This is a genomic window from Hydrogenophaga sp. IBVHS2, assembly GCF_002127215.1.
Classification (GTDB): domain Bacteria; phylum Pseudomonadota; class Gammaproteobacteria; order Burkholderiales; family Burkholderiaceae_C; genus Hydrogenophaga.
Genome location: NZ_NFUT01000005.1, coordinates 55,168 through 77,521, shown reverse-complemented (window position 1 = coordinate 77,521; position 22,354 = coordinate 55,168). Strand labels below are relative to the sequence as shown.

22 protein-coding genes are annotated in these 22,354 nt (G+C 70.4%); 12 read left to right on the top strand and 10 right to left on the bottom strand.

Translation table 11 applies throughout. The features are described from left to right. Positions 1-33 precede the first annotated feature (33 nt). Positions 34-1,422, top strand: coding sequence for a transaminase (locus CAP38_RS12740; RefSeq protein ID WP_086121799.1), 1,389 nt, complete (start codon positions 34-36; stop codon positions 1,420-1,422). On the opposite strand, the gene CAP38_RS12735 is transcribed toward CAP38_RS12740, so the two are convergent. After that, positions 1,423-3,738 (bottom strand): cation-translocating P-type ATPase, encoded by a 2,316-nt coding sequence (locus CAP38_RS12735; protein WP_086121798.1) that lies wholly within the window; start codon positions 3,736-3,738, stop codon positions 1,423-1,425. Between the two features lie 61 nt (positions 3,739-3,799). Here CAP38_RS12735 and CAP38_RS12730 point away from each other — a divergent pair, with 61 nt between their 5' ends. The 7 genes from CAP38_RS12730 to infA all read left to right on the top strand — a co-directional run bounded on the left by CAP38_RS12730 (position 3,800) and on the right by infA (position 7,760). Then, positions 3,800-3,994 carry a heavy-metal-associated domain-containing protein gene (locus CAP38_RS12730; RefSeq protein WP_086121797.1) on the top strand — a complete coding sequence of 65 codons (195 nt, stop codon included), beginning with the start codon at positions 3,800-3,802 and terminating at the stop codon, positions 3,992-3,994. A gap of 101 nt (positions 3,995-4,095) precedes the next feature. Further along, on the top strand, positions 4,096-4,656 hold the full coding sequence (locus tag CAP38_RS12725) for a Spy/CpxP family protein refolding chaperone (protein WP_179188546.1): 561 nt from the start codon (positions 4,096-4,098) through the stop codon (positions 4,654-4,656). A 313-nt stretch (positions 4,657-4,969) separates the two neighbouring features. Continuing rightward, entirely contained in the window at positions 4,970-5,743 is a 774-nt protein-coding gene (gene minC / locus CAP38_RS12720) for a septum site-determining protein MinC (protein WP_086121795.1), read from the top strand. Positions 5,744-5,790: 47 nt separating this feature from the next. Continuing rightward, positions 5,791-6,606, top strand: a complete 816-nt coding sequence (gene minD, locus CAP38_RS12715) for a septum site-determining protein MinD (RefSeq protein WP_086121794.1) — start codon at positions 5,791-5,793, stop codon at positions 6,604-6,606. A gap of 3 nt (positions 6,607-6,609) precedes the next feature. Continuing rightward, positions 6,610-6,870: a cell division topological specificity factor MinE gene (minE, locus tag CAP38_RS12710; RefSeq protein ID WP_086121793.1), complete on the top strand. Its 261-nt coding sequence runs from the start codon at positions 6,610-6,612 to the stop codon at positions 6,868-6,870. A 341-nt stretch (positions 6,871-7,211) separates the two neighbouring features. Then, positions 7,212-7,478: a hypothetical protein gene (locus tag CAP38_RS12705; protein ID WP_256924449.1), complete on the top strand. Its 267-nt coding sequence runs from the start codon at positions 7,212-7,214 to the stop codon at positions 7,476-7,478. Between the two features lie 27 nt (positions 7,479-7,505). Beyond that, the gene (gene infA, locus CAP38_RS12700; RefSeq protein ID WP_086121792.1) at positions 7,506-7,760 is read left to right on the top strand and encodes a translation initiation factor IF-1; all 255 of its coding nucleotides are present in this window, start codon (positions 7,506-7,508) and stop codon (positions 7,758-7,760) included. Positions 7,761-7,781: 21 nt separating this feature from the next. Here infA and CAP38_RS12695 read toward each other — a convergent pair whose 3' ends face one another. Genes CAP38_RS12695 through CAP38_RS12665 form a run of 7 tightly spaced genes read right to left on the bottom strand, consistent with a single transcriptional unit; the run spans position 7,782 to position 15,341 of the window. Beyond that, the gene (locus CAP38_RS12695; RefSeq protein WP_086121791.1) at positions 7,782-8,867 is read right to left on the bottom strand and encodes a 3-deoxy-7-phosphoheptulonate synthase; all 1,086 of its coding nucleotides are present in this window, start codon (positions 8,865-8,867) and stop codon (positions 7,782-7,784) included. Between the two features lie 42 nt (positions 8,868-8,909). Further along, a complete protein-coding gene (locus CAP38_RS12690; protein WP_086121790.1) occupies positions 8,910-9,533 on the bottom strand; it encodes a PolC-type DNA polymerase III in 624 nt (207 codons plus the stop codon). A gap of 43 nt (positions 9,534-9,576) precedes the next feature. Next, complete coding sequence (locus tag CAP38_RS12685; RefSeq protein WP_086121789.1) at positions 9,577-10,791, bottom strand: hypothetical protein; 1,215 nt, start codon at positions 10,789-10,791, stop codon at positions 9,577-9,579. Between the two features lie 30 nt (positions 10,792-10,821). Further along, complete coding sequence (locus tag CAP38_RS12680; protein ID WP_086121788.1) at positions 10,822-13,239, bottom strand: xanthine dehydrogenase family protein molybdopterin-binding subunit; 2,418 nt, start codon at positions 13,237-13,239, stop codon at positions 10,822-10,824. Continuing rightward, positions 13,236-13,730 (bottom strand): (2Fe-2S)-binding protein, encoded by a 495-nt coding sequence (locus tag CAP38_RS12675; protein ID WP_086121787.1) that lies wholly within the window; start codon positions 13,728-13,730, stop codon positions 13,236-13,238. Before CAP38_RS12675 ends, CAP38_RS12680 begins: the two co-directional genes overlap by 4 nt. An 18-nt stretch (positions 13,731-13,748) precedes the next feature. Beyond that, positions 13,749-14,603, bottom strand: a complete 855-nt coding sequence (locus CAP38_RS12670; RefSeq protein ID WP_086121786.1) for a xanthine dehydrogenase family protein subunit M — start codon at positions 14,601-14,603, stop codon at positions 13,749-13,751. An 18-nt stretch (positions 14,604-14,621) separates the two neighbouring features. After that, positions 14,622-15,341 (bottom strand): CoxG family protein, encoded by a 720-nt coding sequence (locus CAP38_RS12665; RefSeq protein WP_086121785.1) that lies wholly within the window; start codon positions 15,339-15,341, stop codon positions 14,622-14,624. Between the two features lie 85 nt (positions 15,342-15,426). Between CAP38_RS12665 and CAP38_RS12660 the strand changes: the two genes are divergently transcribed. The 4 genes from CAP38_RS12660 (at position 15,427) to CAP38_RS12645 (ending at position 19,302) form a co-directional block, all read left to right on the top strand. Beyond that, positions 15,427-16,167 (top strand): TetR/AcrR family transcriptional regulator, encoded by a 741-nt coding sequence (locus CAP38_RS12660; RefSeq protein ID WP_256924448.1) that lies wholly within the window; start codon positions 15,427-15,429, stop codon positions 16,165-16,167. 83 nt (positions 16,168-16,250) lie between these two features. After that, complete coding sequence (locus CAP38_RS12655; RefSeq protein WP_086121783.1) at positions 16,251-17,321, top strand: C4-dicarboxylate TRAP transporter substrate-binding protein; 1,071 nt, start codon at positions 16,251-16,253, stop codon at positions 17,319-17,321. Between the two features lie 98 nt (positions 17,322-17,419). Further along, complete coding sequence (locus CAP38_RS12650; RefSeq protein WP_086121782.1) at positions 17,420-17,977, top strand: TRAP transporter small permease subunit; 558 nt, start codon at positions 17,420-17,422, stop codon at positions 17,975-17,977. Further along, positions 17,974-19,302, top strand: a complete 1,329-nt coding sequence (locus CAP38_RS12645; protein WP_086121781.1) for a TRAP transporter large permease — start codon at positions 17,974-17,976, stop codon at positions 19,300-19,302. Before CAP38_RS12650 ends, CAP38_RS12645 begins: the two co-directional genes overlap by 4 nt. On the opposite strand, the gene CAP38_RS12640 is transcribed toward CAP38_RS12645, so the two are convergent. Both CAP38_RS12640 and ybaL read right to left on the bottom strand, forming a co-directional pair. Continuing rightward, complete coding sequence (locus CAP38_RS12640; RefSeq protein WP_086121780.1) at positions 19,295-20,515, bottom strand: MFS transporter; 1,221 nt, start codon at positions 20,513-20,515, stop codon at positions 19,295-19,297. The two genes, CAP38_RS12645 and CAP38_RS12640, sit on opposite strands and share 8 nt — an antisense overlap. Next, on the bottom strand, positions 20,508-22,214 hold the full coding sequence (gene ybaL / locus CAP38_RS12635) for a YbaL family putative K(+) efflux transporter (protein WP_086121779.1): 1,707 nt from the start codon (positions 22,212-22,214) through the stop codon (positions 20,508-20,510). The genes CAP38_RS12640 and ybaL overlap by 8 nt, the downstream gene beginning before the upstream one ends. Positions 22,215-22,354 lie beyond the last annotated feature (140 nt).

The following is a 22,354-nucleotide window of genomic DNA, read 5'->3' as shown; positions in this document are numbered from 1 at the left end:
TGGCAATGCCCGAGCCGTCTTACAGTTTTCGGCATGGCCTGCACTACCGCCCCCCACACCCCGGCAGGCGGCCCGGTCGACGCCGGGCGCCTGCAGTCCCTGCAACAGCAGGAACGCGACACCTTCATCCGCCGGCACCCGGCCTCCATGGCCCAGGCCGCCGCCGCGCGCCGGCACTACCTGTTCGGCGTGCCGCTGCACTGGATGCGCGACTGGCCCAGCCCGGCCACCCTGGCGGTGGAACGGGCGCAGGGCGTCACGCTCACCTGCGCGGACAGCCTGACTTACACCGACTTCTGCCTGGGCGACACCGGTGCCATGTTCGGTCACAGCCCGGCGCCGCTGGCCCGGGCCATCGCCGCTCAGGCCGCGCAGGGCCTGACCTGCATGCTGCCCTCCACCCGTAGCGTGGCCGTGGGTGAGGCCTTGCAACGGGTCTTCGGTCTGCCGCAGTGGCAGATGGCATTGAGCGCCAGCGACGCCAACCGGTTCGTGCTGCGCTGGGCACGCGGCGTCACCCGCCGGCCGGTGCTGCTGGTGTTTGACGGCTGCTACCACGGCGCGGTGGACGACACGCTGGTGGACATGGACCCGGCCACCGGCCGCACCCTGCCCCGGGCGTCGGTGCTGGGCCAGGTGCACAACCATGCCGAGTTCACCCGGGTGGTGCCGTTCAACGACCTGGCCGCACTGGAGGCCGCGCTGGCCCCCGGCGACGTGGCGGTGCTGCTGGCCGAACCGGCGCTCACCAACTTCGGCCTGGTGCCGCCGCATGACGGTTACTGGCCGGCAGCGCGCGAGCTCTGCCGCCGTCACGGCACGCTGTTCGTGATGGACGAGACCCACACCGTCTCCACCGCGCTGGGGGGCTATGCCCGGCAGCACGGGCTTGATCCGGACCTGCTGGTGGTGGGCAAGGCGGTGGCCGGCGGCCTGCCGTGTGCGGTGTATGGCTTCACCGACGAACTGGCCCGCCGCATGACCCAGGCCAAGGAAGCCGCCCCCGACGGCCACAGCGGCATCGGCACCACCCTGGCCGGCAATGCGCTGACGCTGGCCGCGCTCGATGCGGCCCTGACCCACCTGCACACCGAGGGCCACTACCGCCACATGCTGGCGGTGGCCGCGCAGCTGGAGCACGGCCTGATGCAGCGCATCCGCAGCGCCGGCCGACCCTGGACCGTGACCCGGCTGGGCGCCCGCATGGAGCTGCAGTTCATGGACCACACCCCCCGTGATGCGCAGGACGTGCGCGACCATGCGCAGTCCGAACTCGAAGCCCTGACGCACCTGTTCATGCTCAACCGGGGCGTGCTGCTCACGCCCTTCCACAGCATGATGCTGGTGTCGCCCGCCACCACGCCGGCCGATGTGCAGCGGCTGCTCGACGTGTTCGACGATCTGCTGTCCGCGCTGGCCTGATCAGGCCGACCGATCGGGGGACTGTGGGGGCTTCCAGCGCTTGAGCAGCAGCGCATTGGACAGGACGCTGACCGAACTCAGCGCCATGGCCGCCCCCGCCACCACCGGGCTCAGATAGCCCAGGGCCGCCAGCGGTATGCCGGCCACGTTGTACGCAAAGGCCCAGAACAGGTTCTGGCGGATCTTGCTCACCGTGCGGCGCGAGATGTCCAGGGCCGCGGCCACCAGCAGCGGGTCGCCCCGCATCAGCGTGATGCCGGCCGCATGCATGGCCACATCCGAACTGGCGCCCTCGCCGTGGCCCATGGCCATGCCCACGTCGGCGGCCGCCAGGGCCGGCGCATCGTTCACGCCATCGCCCACCATGGCCACCACACGGGTGGCCCCGCCAACGTCCTGCCGCAGCCGCTGCACGATGGCCGCCTTGTCGCCGGGCAGCACCTCGGCCAGCACCTCGCCCGCCTCCGGGTTCAGGCCCAGGCGGCGCGCCATGGACTCGGCGGCCCCCCGGTTGTCGCCCGACACCATGAACAGCCGCAGACCGCGCCGGCGCAGTTCGGCCAGGGCCGGTGCCGAACCCGGCTTGGGTTCGTCACCGAAAGCCAGCACCGCCAGCACGCTCCAGCCCGCCACCGAACGGCTGGCCAGCACCGACACCGAATGGCCCTGCGCCTGCGATGCGGCCGCCACCGCGGCCAGCGGACCCAGGTCCACCGCCAGCTCGCCCATCCAGCGCAGGCTGCCCAGGGCCAGTTCGGTGCCCTGCACCCGGCCCTGAGAACCGCGGCCGGTGACCGACTGCACCGCCTCGGCATCGCCGGGCTGCCAGGTCAGGCCCTGATCGCGCGCGGCCCGCACCACGGCCTGGGCCAGCGGGTGCGCGCTCTGCTCCTGCAGGCAGGCCGCCACGCGCAGCACCGACAGCTCGTCCACCCCGGCGCGTGCCTCGATCAGCTGCAGCTTGGGCCGGCCCTGGGTCAGGGTGCCGGTCTTGTCGAAGGCCACGGTGTCCACCCGGTGCGCCACCTCGAGCGCCTGCACATCCTTGATCAGGATGCCGTGGCGGGCCGCCACACCGGTACCGGCCATGATGGCCGCCGGCGTGGCCAGCCCCAGCGCACAGGGGCAGGCAATGACCAGCACCGCCACCGCATGCAGCAGGGCCTCCTCCACCGCTGCACCCTGCCACAGCCAGCCGCCCAGGGTGATGAGGGCCAGCAGCACCACCACCGGCACGAACACCGCTGCCACCCGGTCCACCAGGCGCTGCACCGGTGCCTTGCCGGCCTGCGCGTCCTGCACCAGACCGATGATGCGGGCCAGCACGCTCTGGGCGCCCACCGCCCGCACCCGCACCTCCACCACGCCGTCGCCATTGAGCGCCCCGCCGGTCACGCCATCGCCGGGTGCCTTGGCCACCGGCATGGCTTCACCGGTGAGCATGGACTCGTCGGCCTGGGTCTGGCCGGTCACCACGGTGCCGTCGGCCGCAAAACGTTCGCCCGGCAGCACGCGGATCACATCCCCGGGCAGCAGCTCGTCCACCGGCACATCGGTCATGGCCTCGCGTTTCACGCCGTCGGGCATCAGGTGGGCCACCTCCGGGCGCAGGGCATGCAGCGCACGGATCGCCTCGGTGGTCTGGCGGCGGGCCCGGGCCTCCAGCCACTTGCCCAGCAGCACCAGGGTGATGACCACCGCCGAACCCTCGAAGTACAGGTGCACCATGTCGCCCGGACCGGCGCGCCACCACAACCAGGTGGACAGGGCCCAGCCCGCCGTGGTGCCGATGGCCACCAGCAGTTCCATGTTGCCGCTGCCGGCCTTCAAGGCGTGCCAGCCGGCCCGGTAGAAACGCGCGCCCAGCACGAACTGCACCGGCGTGGCCAGCACGAACTGCAGCCAGGCCGGCAGCATCCAGTGCCGTCCGGCCAGATCGCCCGCCATGGGCAGCACCAGCGGCAGCGACAACAGGGCCGCCAGCAGCACCGGCCAGGCGTCCCGGGGCAGGCCCAGCCAGCCGGTGGGGGGTGCATCGTCCATGGCCTGGGGACGGCGCGGCTCGTAGCCGGCATCGCGCACCGCGCGGCTGATGCGGGCCAGCGCTTCGGCGCGATCCAGCCCCTGGACGGTGACCCGGGCCGATTCGGTGGCCAGGTTGACCGCTGCGCCGCTCACGCCGGGCAGCCGGTTGAGGGCTTTTTCCACCCGGGTCACACAGGAGGCGCAGGTCATGCCGCCGATGCCGACGTCCAGCGAAGAGGTCTCGACGGCTTCGGCCGTGGCAGCGGTGAGGGTGTCGGTCGACGCGTTCATGGCGCCAGCATAAGCCGCGGCATCGGACAATGGCGCCACCGGAACCTTACAGGAGCAACCCATGGAACACGTGTTTCAAGTGCAGGGCATGACCTGCGGCCATTGCGAGAAAGCGGTGCAGCAGGCGATCCGTCAGGTCGATCCCCAGGCGCAGGTGCAGATCGACCGGCCACAAGGCCGTGTGGCGGTGAACAGCACGGCCGCTGCCGATGCACTCAAGACCGCCATCCGCGAAGAAGGCTACGCGGTCGCCTGACCGACCTCCTGCCCGGCTTTACGCCGCGGCAACCCGCCGGCCATGGGCGCTTCATGGCCGGCCACCAGACTGGCGTTCCTGTCCTTTCAACGGAGAACGCCATGTCCCGCCACCCTTCCTTCCTGCGCACCACCGCCCTGGCCGCCGTGCTGGCGACCACCAGCCTGATGGCGGCAGCCCAGACCCCCCAGCCCCCATCGGCGCCACCGGCAGCGGCCCGGGCCGATCAGCAGGCCGATCGCCAGGCCCGCATGGAGCAGCACCGTGCGCGCATGGCCGAGCGCCACCAGCAGCGCATGGAGCAGCTCAGGACCCGCCTGCAGCTCACACCCGAACAGGAACCGGCCTGGCGCGCCTTCCAGGCCCGCATGACGCCGCCGCAGCGCCAGGCCGATGGCCCACAGGGCGAGCGACCGGATTTCGCCGCCATGACCACGCCCCAGCGCATCGAACGCATGAAAGCCTGGCAGGCCGAGCGCCAGACCGCCCAGCAGCAGCGCATGGAAGCGACGCTGTCGTTCTACCAGGCGCTCAACCCCAGCCAGCAGCGCGTCTTCGACCAGGACACCGTGCCCGGCTTCATGCGCACCGGCACGAAGCCGCACCACCGGCATGGCCACGGTCCGGGCCACCCGGCACCGGAAAAAGGGCCGAAAGGTTGAAGGTAGTATTCCTTCTGTAGTCTTATTTCTTGAATTCGTAGTCGTAGTAGAGGGCGCCTGTCCGTGTGGACAAGCGCCCTTTTTCCTTGGGCCGCAAGGAGTTGCAGCACCGACAACCCTGTGGGGAGCACCCGGTTGCCGGCGCCGCCGATTGGGGATAACCGGCCCATTCATCCACATGTTGTGGATAACCTGATACTTGTTGAAAACTTATTCACAGCTTTGTGCCAGATCGGGCGCCGGTGCCGCCACAGGCGGCGTTTAAGATCGACCCCTTCGGCCCCGCCGGTTTCAACACTGTTCAATTTCCTTCATGTCACTGGCCCTTGCCGGCCATGCGCCGGCCACGTTCGAGATCAAGAGTGCCCACCTCTCGCTGGTGGCCCTGCTGCTCAAATCCCCCGATCTGACCCTTCTGGCGGCCGAACTGGACCAGCGCTATGGCGACATGCCCGGTTTCTTCGAGGGCGAGAACACCCTGATCGATTTGCAGCCCCTGCAGGCGGTCGCGCCGGAGGCGGCCCTGGACTTCGGCACGCTGCTGCCCCTGCTGGAGCGGCACCAGCTGCGTCCGCTGGCGGTGCGCGGCGGCAGCGAGGCCCAGATGGCCCAGGCCCTGGCCGCCGGCCTGGTGGCGGCACCGGACGCGGTGATGGCCCGCAGCCAGGCCCCCGCCGCCGCGGCGTCCACCGCACAGGCCCCGGTTGCAGCGCCGGCCGCGGAGCCGGCGCCCGTGCCGCCGGGTGCCCTGGTGATCGACCGGCCGCTGCGTTCGGGCCAGCAGGTCTATGCCCGCGGCCGCGATCTGGTGGTCATGGCCATGGTCAATCCCGGGGCCGAGGTCATCGCCGACGGCCACATCCATGTGTACGCGCCGCTGCGTGGCAAGGCGATTGCCGGAGCCCGGGGCATGGGCGACGCCCGCATCTTTGCGCTGGCCATGGCACCCGAACTCATCTCCATCGCAGGCATTTACCGCACCAGTGAAGTGCCGTTGCCCGAGACCATCCACAACCGCCCGGCCCAGATCCGGCTCGATGCCGGCCCCGATGGCGACCGGCTGGTGATCGAACCCCTGTCCGCCTGACCCCCCCCCCTTCCACTGATCCACCGACCCCCTGAGGACATTTCCGCATGACCAAGATCGTTGTCGTCACTTCCGGCAAAGGCGGCGTGGGCAAGACCACGACCAGCGCCAGCTTCGCCTCCGGCCTGGCCCTGCGCGGCCACAAGACCGCCGTCATCGACTTCGATGTCGGCCTGCGCAACCTCGACCTGATCATGGGCTGTGAACGCCGCGTGGTCTACGACCTGATCAACGTGATCCATGGCGAGGCCAACCTGAACCAGGCCCTGATCAAGGACAAGCAGTGCGACAACCTGTTCATCCTGGCCGCCAGCCAGACCCGCGACAAGGACGCCCTCACCCAGGACGGCGTCAAGAAGGTGCTCGATGACCTGGCCGCCATGGGCTTCGAGTACATCGTGTGCGATTCGCCGGCCGGCATCGAGACCGGTGCGCTGATGGCCATGCACTACGCCGACGAGGCGCTGGTGGTGACCAACCCCGAGGTCTCCAGCGTGCGCGATTCCGACCGCATCCTGGGCATGCTGGGCAGCAAGACCCAGCGCGCCATCGAAGGCAAGGACCCCATCAAGGAACACCTGCTGATCACCCGCTACAACCCTGGCCGGGTGGCCGAAGGCCAGATGCTCAGCCTGGAGGACATCCAGGACATCCTGCGCATCCGCCTGATCGGTGTCATTCCCGAGAGCGAGAACGTGCTGACCGCGTCCAACCAGGGCACGCCGGCCATCCACCTCAAGGGCACCGACGTGGCCGAGGCCTATGGCGACGTGATCGACCGCTTCCTGGGCCAGGACAAGCCGCTGCGCTTCGTCGAGGCCGAAAAGGTCGGGTTCTTCAAGCGCCTGTTCGGAGGGAAATGACCCATGTCGTTCCTGTCCTTCCTGTTGGGCGAGAAGAAGAAGACCGCCAGTGTGGCCAAGGAGCGGCTGCAGATCATCCTGGCGCACGAGCGCAGCGGCCGCAGTGCCGCCGAGCCCGACTACCTGCCTGCGCTGCAGCGCGAACTGGTGGCGGTGATCGGCAAGTACATCAAGATCAACCCGGACGACATCAAGGTCCAGCTGGAGCGCCAGGACAACCTGGACGTGCTGGAGGTCAAGATCGAACTGCCGGAGCGCTCCTGAACGGGTGGGTGGGGCGTCGCGCCCGCATCACCGCCGGTGATGCCCGGCGTGTTACATTAGCCGCTTGCCTTGAACGACTCTCGGCCACCGCGCCCGTGCCCCCGTGCATCGGCGCCGCAGGCCGCACCGGCGCCACGCCGGTCCCTGCCCCGCAGTCGTGCCCCGTCAAGGCGAGCCATACGGTCTTCTCACGGCCACGTGGCACCACCTGCCGGGCCGGTCGACGTTTCCGTCATGCACCGGTCCGACGGACCCCGGCTCTGGGGCTGCCACCTGAACCCGACGGGCCTGTTCCGAAGGCCGGCATCGACCGGCCCCGACGCCCGGGAAGACCTTTGCTGATGAACGACTTTTCCCTGGCAGTGCCGATGACCGCACTGCCCCTGACCCTGGGACGCTACCGGATTGCCGGCACGTCCCGCCCCCTGCCCGGCGGCCGCTTTGCGGCGCTGCTGAGCATTGCCAGCGGACGCGGCAGCGCGTCCACCGGGCGCCTGGTGCGGTTCGACACCGCATTCCCGACGCCGGACGCCGCCGAGCGCTATGCCATCGAGCAGGGCCGGGACTGGGTGCAGGCCGCCGGCCTGCGCCAGACCCTGCCGTATTGAAGAACCACGATCGAAAGGAGCCACACCATGGCCAAGGAAGAACTGATCGACATGATGGGCATCGTCAACGAGGTGCTGCCCGACACCCGCTTTCGCGTCACGCTGGACAACGGTCACCAGCTGATCGCCTATTCGGCGGGCAAGATGAAGAAGAACCACATCCGCATCCTGGCGGGTGACCGGGTCTCGCTGGAACTCTCGCCCTACGACCTGACCAAGGGCCGCATCAACTTCCGCCACATCGAAGGCCGCGCCCCGATGGCGCCGCGCAAGCCGCGCTGATGCCCTGCCGGCGCTGAGCCTTCAGCGCCCCCGGCGCTGGCGCACCGCCTGCGCCAGCCTCTCGAGCACCGGCACCGTCTGCTCCCACGCGATGCAGGCGTCGGTCACGCTCACGCCGTGGCGCAGCGGCTGGCCGGCCACGATGTCCTGCCGGCCCTCGTGCAGGTGGCTCTCGATCATCACACCCGTGATTCGCCGATCACCGCCGGCGATCTGGTCGGCCACCTCGCCGGCCACCAGCACCTGCCGCGCATGCTGCTTGCTGCTGTTGGCATGCGACACATCGATCATCACCTGCTCGCGCAGGCCGTTGCTGCGCAGCAGGGCGCAGGCGGCCTCCACGTCGGACGCGCCGTAGTTCGGTTTCGATCCGCCGCGCAGGATCACATGCGTGTCCTGATTGCCCCGGGTCTCGAAGATGGCCGCCTGGCCCATCTTGGTCATGCCCATGAAGGCGTGCTCGGCCCGCGCGGCCAGCAGCGCGTCGGCCGCCACCTTCACCCCGCCGTCGGTCCCGTTCTTGAAACCCACCGGGCAGCTCAGGCCGCTGGCGAGCTGGCGGTGGCTCTGGCTTTCGGTGGTGCGTGCGCCGATGGCGGCCCAGCTCACCAGGTCGCTGGTGAACTGCGGGCTCAGCAGGTCCAGGAACTCGGTGCCCACCGGCAGGCCCAGCGACACCACGTCGAGCAGCAGCTGGCGCGCCATGCGCAGGCCCTCGTTGATGGCGAAGCTGCCGTCGAGGTGCGGGTCGTTGATGTAGCCCTTCCAGCCGACCGTGGTGCGCGGCTTCTCGAAATACACCCGCATCACCGGGATGAGCGCGTCCTGCAGGCGCGGCACCTCGGCCTGCAGCCGGCGGGCGTATTCCATGGCCTGGTCGTGGTCGTGGATGGAGCACGGTCCCACCACCACGATCAGCCGGTCGTCCTGCCCGTGCAGCACCCGGGCAATCGCCTGCCGGCTGGCTTCCACCGTGGCCTGCACCGCGTCGGTGACCGGCAGGCTTTCTTCCAGCAGGGCCGGGGTGATCAGGGGTCGCACGGCGCGGATGCGCAGGTCGTCGATGCGGGTGGTGTCGTGGGTGCCGGGGTTGGGTGTCGGGGACATGGTGGGCTCGGGGCGTTCGGGATTCGGGGTGTGCGACCGGCTTCAGGTGTCGGCCGTGGCCAGCGATTGCAGCACACGCGGCAGCTGGGCTTTCTGACAGCGCTGCAGGGTCTGCAGCAGGGCATGGTCGGGTTCGGGCAGGCGGTGGCGCTGCATCAGGTCGTGGCGCAGCCGGGCCAGCAGCTCGGCCGTCACCTCGGCATCGGCCAGGGCCCGGTGGGCACGCCCGCTGCGCGGCAGGCCCAGCCAGTCGGCCAGCACGCCCAGCTTGTGGGCCGGGGCCTCGGGGTAGAGCCGGCGCGACAGCAGCACGGTGCAGGCGAACGGATGCGGCGCCGGCACGCCGGCATGGGCCAGTTCGCTGCGCCAGAACCGCTGATCGAACCCGGCGTTGTGCGCCACCAGCGGGGCGTCGCCCACGAAGCGGGCGGCCTCGCGCATCACCTCGGCCGCCGGCGGCGCGGCACGCACCATGGCGTTGGTGATGCCGGTGAGCTGCGTGACGAAGCTGTTGACCGGCACCCCGCCGTTCATGAGGCTCTGGAAGCGGTCGACCACCCGCCCGCGCTCGGTCAGCACGATGGCCACCTCGGTGGCCCGGTCGCCACCGGCGCTGGAAATGCCGGTGGTCTCGAAGTCGATGACGCCGATCAGGGAAGCAGACATCCGGCGGTTGTAACCGATGCGGAGGCCCCGGCCGTCGAGGGGCTCAGGGCGCGGCCTGCGCCAGGCCGGCCGCCACCGCCGTGCTGGCCGGGGTGGCCACCGGCTGCCAGCTGCGCCGGCCCAGCGCCTGCTGCACAAAGTCTTCCGGCACGCCGCGCTGGCGGTAGAAGTCGGCCACCACCGGGGCCAGCGAGGGCATCAGGCCGCCGAAGCCCAGGCTGGCCTCGCGCGCGAGCAGGCGTTTGTCGCCGGCCACGAACACCAGGGTGCAGGCCGCCTCGCAGGCCACCCGCGCCTCGGTGTTGAGTGCACGCTGCAGCGCCAGCTGCGCCATGCCGTGGCCCTCGGTCACCAGGCCGCCGGGGCTGTGGATCTCCAGCCGCTGCACCTGCGGGTGGGCCGCCAGCGCAGCGCGCAGCGCCTGGGTGCTGCCCATGCCCAGGGTGCCGCTGATGCGCAGGGCCCGCACCTGCCCGTCGGCGTCGGTCAGTGGCGTGATCGATGCCGCGCCCTCGCCCCGCACGGCGGACCACCCGGCCTGCAGCAGCCCGCCCAGACCCAGCACCGCCGCCAGTGCCAGCACCGGCGCACCGCCCAGGCCCAGCAGCAGCGGCGTCCAGGCGGTGCGGCCATCGCCGGCCTCGGCATGGCGGCTGGCGCTGCGCACGCTGCCGATCACCCAGGCCCCGCACCAGACGGTGCACCACAGCCCGGTCAGGGCCGCCAGCCACAGCCACAGCCCATAGCTGCCTTCCACCACCCAGGTCTGCAGGGCCAGCATCCGGGACACCAGCAGCCCCGCCAGGCCGATCAGCAGCCCGGTGAAGGCGGTACGCCACGGCGACCAGCGTCCCTGGGCGATGAACCACCAGCGCGGATCGATGCCGGCGGCCCACCACGGCGGCAGCACCGCACGCGGCGCTGGCGGCGCCGCTGCCGAGCGGCGCCGCGAAGGATGCAGCACGTTGGCCTCCAGCCAGGCCAGCAGCTTGAGGGTGGCCGGGTTCTGCACCTTGCGGGTCAGCAGCGCCAGCGCGTCGGTGTCGATGTAGGGTTCACGGCTGGCGTCGGCCAGGGCCAGCTGCGCCGGCAGGCGGCGCAGCATCTCGGCATCCGGCGGCAGGCCGGTCATCCAGTGGCGCAGGTCGCGCAGGCGCAGCCAGATGCGGCCCTGGCCGTCCTCGGCCAGGTGCAGGTCGTGGTGGGCGTGGCGCTGGGTCCACAGCCGCACCACGTCGATGCGGGGCGGTCGCGGCATGGGGCTGCAGTGTGCCAGCCCCGCGCCGCTTCAGCTCACCTTGCCCAGCGCGCGCAGCAGCTTCTGGGGGGTGATGGGCTGCGAGAACACATGCGCGTCGAACGGCGCGATGGCGTCGTTGATGGCGTTCATCACCGCCGCCGGCGCGCCGGCCGTGCCGGCCTCGCCCGCGCCCTTGGCGCCCAGTTTCGAGCTGGCGGTGGGGGTCTGCACGTGGGCGACCTCGATGTCGGGCATCTCGCCGGACATGGGCACCAGGTAGTCGGCCATGCTGGCGTTGACCATCAGGCCCTGCTGGTCATAGAGGCATTCCTCGAACAGCGCGCCGCCGATGCCCTGCACGATGGCGCCGCGCATCTGCTCGTCCACCAGCATGGGGTTGAGCACCCGGCCGCAGTCTTCCACCGCCCAGTGCTTGAGCAGCTTCACGAAGCCGGTGTCGGTGTCGACCTCCACATACGAGGCCTGCACCCCGTTGGTGAAGATGAAGGGGTAGTCGCGCTGGGCATAGTGGCGCGTGACCATCAGCTCGGGCGTGAAGTCGGCCGGCAGGGTGTCGGAGCGGAAGTAGGCGATGCGCCCCAGCTCGGCCAGCGGCAGCAGCTCCTCGCCGGTGGATGCGTCCACGATGCGGCCGCGCCGCACCGCCAGGGTGCTGCCGTCCCGCTTGAGGATCACGGCCGCCACCTTGATGATGTTCTCGCGCAGCGCCTGGCCGGCCAGCAGCACCGCCTCGCCGCCCACACCGGCGCCGCGCGACGCCCAGGTGCCGCCGCCGTAGGGGGTGGTGTCGGTGTCGCCGGTGACGATCTTGACCTTCTGGATGTCCACGCCCACCGCGTCGGCCGCGATCTGGCGGTAGATGCCCTCGGTGCCCTGGCCCTGTTCGCCCACGCCCACCAGCACGGTGACGTCGCCTTCGGGGTCCAGGCGCGCGGTGGCGCCGTCCTGCGAGGCGATGCGCGCACCGCCCACGCCATAGAAAGCGGCGCTGGGGTTGGTGAGTTCGATCACGGTCGCAAAGCCGATGCCGCGGTGGATGCCCTGCTTGCGCAGCGCGGCCTGCTCGGCACGCAGCGCGTCGTAGTTCATCAGCTCGCGCAGCTTCTTCAGGCTGGCCTGGTGCGACAGGATCTCCAGCTTGATGCCCGAGGCGCCGGCCGTGGGGTAGGCGTCGTCCGGGATGACGTTGAGCTCGCGGATCTGCAGCGGGTCCATGCCGATCTTCTGCGCGGCCAGGTCCACCAGGGCCTCGGTCACCGCGCAGGCGATCGGGTGGCCCACGCCGCGGTACTGGCAGGTCGGTGTCTTGTTCTGGAACACCACGTTGAGCTTGGCCCGGTAGTGCTTGTGCTTGTACGGGCCGCCCACCAGGTTGACCACCTGGTTGCCCTCGATCGCGCTGGTGCGCGGGAACATCGAATACGGGCCGATGCCGGTGAGGTCGACCATGTCGAAGCCCAGGATCTCGCCGGTCTTGTTGACCGCAATGCGGGCCTTGACCTCGTGGTGGCGGGCATGGATGTCGCTGGTGAAGCTCTCCAGCCGGTCGGCCACGAACTTGACCGGGCGGCCCAGCAGGATGGACAGGGCCACGGTGGCGAAGTCGTCCGGGTAGGCGTGCACCTTGATGCCGAAGGAGCCGCCCACGTCCTTGCAGATCACGCGGATGGCGCTGGCCGGCAGGTCGAACTGGCGGCCATAGAGGTCCTGCATCATGTGCGGCGCCTGGAACGAGTGGTAGACCGTCAGGCGCTGCTCGGCCGGGTTCCAGTGCGCGATCTGGGCGCGCGGCTCCAGCGTCACGCCGGTGTGGCGGCCGAACTCGAAGTCGATCTCGGCCACCGCGTCGGCCTCGGCGAACACCCGGTCCACCTCGCCCAAGTCCAGGCTGCGGGTGAAGCACAGGTTGTCGCCCAGCTCGGGGTGGATCAGGGGCGTGGACGGATCGAGTGCGGTCGACATCTCGGTGGCCGCGGGCAGCTCGTCCCAGTCGACCGTGATCAGCGCCAGCGCGTCTTCGGCCTGGGCGCGGGTCTCGGCCACCACCGCCACCACCGGCTCGCCCTGCCAGCAGGCGCGGTCCACAGCCAGCGGGTACTGCGGCGCCGACTTCATGCCGGCCAGGTGGCCCAGCACCGCAACCCAGGGCTTGCACACCTTGGCCAGGTCGTGGCCGTCGGCCACCAGCAGCACGCCGGTCATGGCACGCGCCTGGTCGGCGTGGATCTTCCGGATGCGCATGTGCGCCACCGGGCTGCGCCAGAAGGCCACATGGGCCATGCGCGGCAGCTCGATGTCGTCGATGTACTGGCCCAGGCCCTGGGTCAGGCGTTCGATGCCGCCGCGCGGCACGGTCGCGCCGATGTAGCGCGGGTCTTCGGTGACCGGGCTCAGCGGGCGGGGCTGTTCCACCCCGGGCTCCAGATTCAGGATGTCGCGTTTCATGCCTGGGCCTCCTGTTGTTGCAGCCGTTGTTCGAGCACTTCGCAGATGGCGTCCACGATCGCGTGGTAGCCGGTGCAGCGGCAGTAGTTGCCGGAAATGAACTCGCGCACCTCGGCGCGGGTGGCGCGGGGCTGCGTCTCGACCAGCTCCTTGGCGGCCATCAGCATGCCCGAGGTGCAGAAGCCGCACTGCAGCGCGTTGCGGCGCACGAAGGCCTGCTGCAGGTCGCGGATCACGCCGCTGCGGCTCACCCCTTCGATGGTCTGCACCTCGCCGCCGTCGGCCTGCACCGCCAGGGTCAGGCAGCCGCGCACGATGTGGCCGTTGAGCTCCACGGTGCAGGCACCGCAGACGCCGTGTTCGCAGCCCAGGTGGCTGCCCTTGAGGCCGAGGTCTTCGCGCAGGAAGTCCACCAGGTGGGTGCGGGGCTGCACGCTGCACTGGCGGCGTTCACCGTTGACGGTGAGGTGGATGGTGTGGAGGTCTGCCATGGTGATGTCCTTGGGGTCTCAGGCGCTGGCGCCGGTGAACAGGCGCTGCAGCAGCACGCCGGCCAGGTGCCGTTTGGTCTCGGGGCTGTTGGTCAGGTCGGGCAGCGGGTCGATGGAGTCCCGCAGGGCCTGCACCGCCTGCGCGATGCGGGCCGCATCGGGCGTCTGGCCCTCCAGCACCGCCTCGGCGGCGGAGGCGCGCAGCGGCGTGGCGTCCACGCCCAGCAGCACCACGCGCACCTGGCGCAGCACGCCGCCGTCCCGGCGGGCGGTGGCGGCCATGCCGACGATGGCGTAGTCGCCGTGGCGGCGGGCCAGCTCCTGGAAGCCGAACCAGTGGTCGGCACCGGCCAGCGGGATCTCGCTGGCCACCAGCACCTCGTCGGGCTCCAGCGCGGTGGCGTACAGGCCCTGGAAGAAGTCGTCGGCCGCGATGCGGCGTTCACCGTCCGGGCCCTGCGCGATCACCGTGCCGCCCAGGGCCAGCAGGCAGGTCGGCCACTCGGCGGCCGGGTCGGCATAGGCGATCGAGCCGCCCCAGGTGCCGCTGTTGCGGATGGCGCGGTGCGCAATGTGCGGGGCCGCCGCCTTCAGCAGCGGTGCGTGCTGCGCCACGAGATCGCTGTGCTCGATCTCGGTGTGGGTGGCCAGCGCGCCGATGCGCAGCACGTGGCCCTGCACCCGGATGCCGCGCAGGGCCTCGAGGCCGGTGATGTCGATCACCAGGCGCGGCTCCGACAGCCGCATGTTGAGCGTGGCCATGAGGGTCTGGCCACCGGCGAGCAGGCGGGCGTCGTCGCCGTGCTCCTGCAGCAGGGCCAGCACCTCGTCGAGCGAACGGGGTTTGACGTAATCGAAGGCAGCGGCTTTCATCGGGCGGTCCTCAGGAAGTCAGAACAGGGAAGCGATCCACACGCCGAAGCCGGTGGACAGGGCGCCCAGGGCAAACCACAGCACGCGCAGGCTCTCGGGTACGGCGGCCGGTGCCGGGGCGGCGGGGCGGGTGGCCACGGTCGGGGTGAAGGCGGGTGCGGCCTGCGGGGCCGGTGCCGCCGGTGCCGGCGCGGCGGCGGCAGCGGAGGTGGCTTCGGAGGCCGGCCCGGCGGCAGCGCCCGTCACGGCGGCGGCAGGCGGTCGGGCCTGGGCGGCCTCGGGCGCTTCGGGGGCCGCCGGTGCGGCCACGATGGCATTGAAGGCGGCAAAGAACTGGTCGGCCATCTGCTTGGCGGCCGCATCGATCATGCGGCCCCCCACCTGGCCGAGCTTGCCGCCCACCGAGGCCTGGGTGGTGTAGCTCAGGCGGGTGCCCTCGGCTTCGTCGGTCAGCACCACATGGCTGTGGCCCTTGGCCATGCCGGCCGCACCGCCCGAGCCTTCGAAGTTCAGGGTGCAGCCCTCGTTCTCGCGCACGTCGACCATGCGGATGTGGCCCACGAAGCGCGCCCGCACCGGGCCCACCTTCACCGCGACGCGGGCGGTGCGCTCGGTCGGGCTGGTGGCCTCCATGGCCTCGCAGCCCGGGATGCAGCGCACCAGCACCTCGGGGTCGTTGAGTCCTGCCCACACCCGGTTGCGCGGTGCGGCGATCAGGATGTCTCCGGTCAATTCCATGTTCTCGATCCTCGGGTTTTCACCGGTGTTTTTGTTTACCAGGCGGTTAACAATGGTACGAATCATTGACCTGTCGGTAAATAGCGTGCGCATCCAGACAAACCCTGACCCGGTCGCGGAAGCCGATTCCTCACCCCCGGAAGCTCCGGCCCGCCGGCGCATGGGCGTGGCGGAGCGCGAGCGCCAGATCCTGGACGGCGCCATCGCCTTCTTTGCCGAACACGGATTCGACGGCCAGCTGCGCGACCTGGCGCGCAGCATCGGTGTGACCCACGCCCTGCTCTACCACTACTTCCCCACCAAGCAGGCGCTGGTGGATCGGGTCTATCTGGAGGTGTTCGAGGGCCGCTGGCGCACCGAATGGGACAGCCTGCTGGACGACCCCGACATCGGCGTCGAGGACAAGTTCACCGCGTTCTACGCCGAGTACGTGAACATCACCCTGACCAAGGAATTCGTGCGCATCCTGGTGTTCTCGGGCCTGACCGACCACACCATCACCGACCGCTTCTTCGCCATGCTCCGGGTGCGCCTGTTCCCGCGCCTGATCCGCGAGACGCGCCGCTTCCGGGGCGTGGTCAGCCGGGCCCGGCCCAGCGAGCGCGAGATGGAGCTGCTCATGGGCCTGCACGGCGGCTTCTTCTACATCACCATGCGGCGCTGGATCTATGCGCAGGACGTCTACAGCGAGGCCCGCCACGAGGGCTACGACGAAGACCTGGTGCGCGACCGGGTCCGTGCCTACCTGATCGCCAGCCGCGAACTGTTTGCCGCCGATGCCGCCCGGCCGGCACCCGCCCGCAAGGCCGCTGCCCGGCGACGATGAGTCCGAAAAGGCCGGTGCGGGGACACCGGCGTCATGCCAACCCGGCTGAACCCACAGCCAACGACATCCACCGAGGAGACAACATGAAGTTCACGAAATTCGCCATGGCCAGCCTGGTCGCGCTCGGGGCCACGGTCGCAGCCGGTTCGGCCTTCGCGCAGCAGCGCGTCACGGTCAACATCGGCTCCAGCCACCCCACGACCAACATCTGGGCCTACGCCATGAAGGAGACCTTCCAGCCGGAGGTCGACCGCATCCTCAAGGAAGGCGGCGGCAAGTTCGAGGTGCGCTGGCGCGAGAACTACGGCGGCACGCTCTACAAGTTCACCGACACCCGCGCCGCCGTGCGCGACGGCATCGTGGACGTGGGCATGGTCGGCACGGTGTGGGAGAACTCCGCCATGCCGCTGCAGAACGTGACCTACTTCACCCCGTTCGCCACCACCAACCACGAGCAGCTGATCGAGATCTTCGACAAGCTCAACGCCACCGTGCCGGCCCTCAAGGACAGCTGGGCGGCCCAGAACATGGTGCCCCTGTCCTCGCTGATCACCGACAGCTACGACATCTATGCCAACTTCCCCGTGACCAACATGGATGCGCTCAAGAACAAGCGCATCAACGCCCCGGGCACCTCGGCCAACTGGCTGCGCGACACCGGCGCCACCCCGGTCGACGGCGCGCTCACCACCTACTACACCAACATCCAGACCGGCGTGACCCAGGGCGCGCTGTCGTTCGCCAGCGGCATCGGCCCGGCCCGCGTGTACGAGGTGGCCAAGCACCTGACCCGCATCGACATCGGTGCCATGTACTTCGGCAGCGTGGCGGTGAACAAGAAGTTCTTCGACAAGCTGCCCAAGGAAGTGCAGGACGCCATGATCCAGGCCGGCAAGGCCACCTCCAAGGCCCACGGCCAGCACGTCACCAAGACCGCCGCCGCCGCCCTGGAGACCATGAAGGCCGCCGGCCTGCAGATCACCGACCTGCCCGCCGCCGAGAAGACCAAGTGGGTCAACGGCCTGCCCAACCTGGTGGCGCCCTGGCTGCAGACCACCGGTGACGCCGGCAAGCAGGTGCTCAAGGCCTACTTCGACGAGCTGCGCGCCCGTGGCGTGAAGCCGCTGCGCGACTGGGAAGCCCAGAACCGCTGATCGCCTGTTTCCGCACAACGATTCATCAGGGACCCCCTTCCGCCGTCCGGCCCGCGCGCCGGCGGCGGATTTTTTGACCCCATCTTTCCGGGTGACCCGTGCACAACGAACCTGACTTCGCCAGCGAAACCCCTGCGGTCGCCGGCCTCACCAATCCCCTGCAGGGCCTGGCCAACGTGCTGGCGGCCATCGGCACCGTCTGGATCTTCGCCATGATGCTGCTGGTGGTGGCCGACGTGCTGGGCCGCAACTTCTTCGACGCGCCCATCACCGGCGTGGCCGAATTCGCCGCCCGCTCGGTGGCATCCATCGTGTTCCTGCAGCTCGCCGCCGCCGTGTGTTCCGGCCGCATGACCCGCAGCGACTTCCTGCTGCAGTTCATCGCCCGCCGTTCCACCGCCGCCGTCAAGGCGCTGGACGTGCTGAATGTGGTGGTGGGTGCGCTGCTGTTCGCCGCGCTGGCCGTCATCGCCTGGCCCGAGCTGGTCGAGGCCTACCAGAGCAAGGAATACATGGGGGTGCAAGGCGTGCTCACCGTGGTCACCTGGCCGTTCCGCGCCCTGATCGTGATGGGCTCGGCCGTGGCGGCCGTGGCCTACCTGGGCTGCATCCCCTCGCTGCTGCGTCAGCCCTCGGTGCAAGGAGCACAGGCATGAGCGAACTCGCCCTGGGCGGGCTCCTGATCGGGGCCCTGGTCTTCCTGGTGCTGATCGGCCTGCACATCGCCGTGGCCCTCACGGCGGTCGGCTTTGCCGGCATCTGGCTCATGCGCGAAGACGTGGAGATGGCCATGCGGCTGCTCTACCTGTCGGCCTACAACGGCGTGGCCGACTACATCTTCGCCACCATCCCGCTGTTCGTGCTCATGGGCCTGCTGGTCTCCATAGCGAACGTGGGCAAGGACACCTTCGACGTGGCCGAAACCCTGCTGCGGCGCGTGCGCGGCGGCCTGGGCGTGGCCACGGTGGCGGCCAACACCGTGTTCGCGGCCGTGACCGGCGTGTCCATCGCCTCGGCGGCGGTGTTCACCCGCGTGGCCGTGCCCGAGATGGTGCGCCACGGCTACCGCACCAGCTTTGCCGCCGGCACGGTGGCCGGCAGCTCGGTGCTGGGCATGATGATCCCGCCCAGCCTGCTGATGATCATCTACGGCGTGCTGGCCGAGCAGTCCATCGGAACCCTGTTCATTGCCGGCGTGATCCCGGGCTTCTTCCTGGCCATCGCGTTCGCCGTGATGATCATGCTCATGGCCCGCTTTGCGCCGGGTGCGGTGTTCGACCTGAAGAAGCAGGCCGAGATCGCGGCCGAACGCAGCACCGCCCGCCTGCTCACCACCGGCGAGATGCTGGGCAAGCTGGTGCCGATTGCGGCGCTGGTGGCGCTGGTGCTGGGTGGCCTGTACAGCGGCTTCTTCACGCCCACCGAGGCCGGCGGCGTGGGGGCCTTCGGCGCCTTCGTGATCGCCATCCTGCGGCGCAAGCTGGGCGGCGGCAATCTGTGGCGCGTGCTGACCGAGACCGGCGCGGTGTCGGTGGGCATCCTGATCCTGCTGGTGGCAGCAGGCTTCTACAGCCGCATGCTGTCGGTGGCCGGCGTGCCGGTGGCCATCAGCGACCTGGTGCAGGACAGCGGCTTCGGCCCCTGGGGCTTCCTGCTGGTGTACGTGCTGATCCTGCTGCTGCTGGGCATGATCCTGGACAGCAGCTCCATCCTGCTGATCATGACGCCGGTGGCGGTGCCGATCGCCGCCGACCTCGGCTTCAACCTGATCCAGTTCGGCGTGCTCACCGTGCTGGCGGTGGAGATCGGTCTGCTCACCCCGCCCTTCGGCATCTCGGTGTTCACCGTCAAGTCCACACTCAACGACCCCAAGGTCTCGGTGGAGAGCATCTTTGCCGGCGCCATGCCCTTCGTGGGCGTGATGCTGCTGGTGCTGCTGCTGGTGGCCGTGTTCCCCTGGATGTCGCTGGCCCTCATCTGACGGCGCGCACCGCCCAGCCGAAGAAGGCGCCCAGCGCGCCGAACACCGCGCCGGCACCGGCCAGCACCGCGCCCGAGCCCAGCACCGGGGTCAGGGCGGCGGCGCTGGCCGCACCGGCCGCATTGCCCACGAACAGGGCACACGCAAACAGCGACACCGCCGTGCCGCGCGCATGCGGCGTCATCTGCGTGGCATTGAGCTGCAGCGTGTTGTGGAACATGAAGAAGCCGAACCCGGCCAGCGTGGCGGCCACCGGCGACACCACGGTGCCGGGCAGCAGGCCGATCAGCGCATAGCCGACGGTCACCAGCGTGCCCCCGGTCCAGGCCAGGCCGGTTTCGCCCAGCCGGGCCGACAGCGGGCCGGCCAGCAGCATGTAGGCCGTGCCGCCCAGGCCGTAGCAGGCCGCCACCGCGCCGGCCACCGACAGGCTCAGCCCCTGCACCTGGTGCAGGTGGGCCGCCCAGATGGCGGGCACGCCGAAGCCGATGAAGCCGTTGACCAGCGCCACCGCCAGCACCACGCGCGACCAGCGCCCGGTGACGATCTCGCCCCACAGCCGCCACAGGCCGCCGGCGGGCGCCACCACCACCCCGGTCGGCACGCCTGTCCGCGTCTGGCGCCGCACCTCGGCACCCAGCCACAGGCCCACGCCCGCGAACAGCAGCGCCATGGCCGCAAAGCCCCAGCGCCAGCCGGGCCCGTCGGCGAACAGACCGCCGGCCACCTGACCCAGCAGGATGCCCAGCGTGATGCCCAGGCCGATGCGGGCCAGCGCCACCGCCCGCCGGGCATACGGCACATGGTCGCCCACCCAGGCCAGCCCGAGCGGAATCAGGCCGGCGGCGCCCAGGCCCACCACCAGGCGCGTGACCAGCAGGGCATCCAGCCCGCCCGCCCACACCGCCGCCAGGCTGCCGGCGGCGCACAGCAGCGCCGCACCCACCAGCACCCGCAGCTTGCCGAAACGGTCGCCCAGCGGGCCATAGAACAGCTGCGCCAGGCCGTAGGCCAGGGCAAACACCGACACCGTGCGGGCCGCTTCGGCCAGCCCCACGCCGAACTCGCGCGAGAGCTCGGGCAGCATCGCATCGCAGATGCGCTGGGCCGCCATGCTGGCCAGGGCGGCCAGCAGCAGCAGGGGCAGGGTGCGGGCCGTGTCGGGGGAGGGTGCTGCGGAGGGTGCGGACGGGGTCGGGGCGGTGTCAGGCATGCTGGGCGCCGCGGCTGCCCGGCGGGGTCAGCACATGCTGCGTCATGGCGCGGGCCAGTTCGGCCTCGCCCAGGAACACGGTGCCGGCCCCGGCGGCCCGCAGCTGCGCGGCCTCTTCTTCGTTGTGGGAACGCACGATCACCTCGATGCCGGGGTTGAGCGTGCGGGCGGTCTCGATCATGGGCTGGGCAGACAGCGCATCGGGTGTGGCCACCACCAGCATGCGGGCATGCGCGATGTGGGCCTGGATCAGCACCGCCGGCTCGGCGGCGTCGCCATACACGGCGGCCATGCCCTGCGCGCGCAGGCGCTCCACCAGTTCCCGGTTCTGCTCGGCCACCACGAAGGGCTGGCCGGCTTCCTGCAGCGCCTGGGCGATGCGCCGGCCCACCCGGCCGTAACCGACCAGCACCACCTGCTGGGCCAGAAAGCGCTGCTCGGTGGTCATGGGCAGCTCGGCCAGCGGATCGTCGCGGGCCTCGAGCCGGCGCACATAGGCCGACTTCTCCCGCAGGAAGGCCTGCAGCGGCGCGATGGCGCGGAACAGCAGCGGATTGAGTGCGATGGAAATGAGCGCACCGGCCAGCACCAGGCTCTGCCCGGCCGGGTCCATCAGCCCCAGCGAGGCGCCCAGCCCGACCAGGATGAACGAGAACTCGCCGATCTGCGCCAGGCTGGCCGACACGGTGAGTGCGGTGTTGAGCGGGTAGCGCAGCGCCAGCACCAGGAGTGCGGCCGCCACCGACTTGCCCACCAGGATGATCAGCACCACGCCCACCACCCGCAGCGGCTGCTCCACCAGCACGGCCGGGTTGAACAGCATGCCCACCGAAACGAAGAACAGCACCGCAAACGCATCGCGCAGCGGCAGCGACTCCTCGGCCGCCCGGTGGCTGAACTCGGACTCGCGCAGCACCATGCCGGCAAAGAAGGCGCCCAGTGCAAAGGACACGCCGAACAGCGCGGCCGAGCCGAAGGCAATGCCCACCGCAGCGGCCACCACGCACAGGGTGAACAGCTCGCGCGAACCGGTGCGCGCCACCTGCCACAGCAGCCAGGGGAACACCCTCCGCCCCACCACCAGCATCAGCGCCACGAAGGCCGCCACCTGCAGCAGCGTCTTGCCCAGCGTCTGCCACACCGGCACGCCATCGGCCGCCGGCTGCGTGCCGCCCAGGTAACCGGCCAGCGGCGGCAGCAGCACCAGCACCAGCACCATGGCCAGGTCTTCGACCACCAGCCAGCCCACGGCAATGCGGCCGGTGTACGAATCCAGGATGCCCAGGCTCTCCAGCGCGCGCAGCAGCACCACCGTGCTGGCCACCGACAGCGAGACACCGAACACCACCGCCTGACCGATGCCCCAGCCCCACCAGGTGGCCAGGCCCACACCCATGAGGGTGGCCACCAGCATCTGCACCACCGCGCCGGGCACGGCGATCTTGCGCACCGCCAGCAGGTCGTCCAGCGAGAAGTGCAGGCCCACGCCGAACATGAGCAGCATCACGCCGATCTCGGCCAGCTGGGCGGCCAGACCGGCATCGGCCACGAAGCCCGGGGTGAAGGGGCCGATCACCACGCCGGCCAGCAGGTAGCCCACCAGGGCCGGCAGCTTCAGGCGGGTGGCGATCACGCCCAGCACCAGGGCCAGCCCGAAGCCGGCGGCGATGGTGGTGATGAGCGAGATGTTGTGTTCCATGGCGGCGGTCAGGGCGGTGGGCGGTGGTGGGAGGCCGCGTCGGCGACCCGTCGAGTTTGGCACGGTCGGCGGGGGTGCCGCAGCCGGATGGCCGGAACCCGCGCGACAGCGCCGGACAAGGCGCTGCGCTAGCGTGCGGC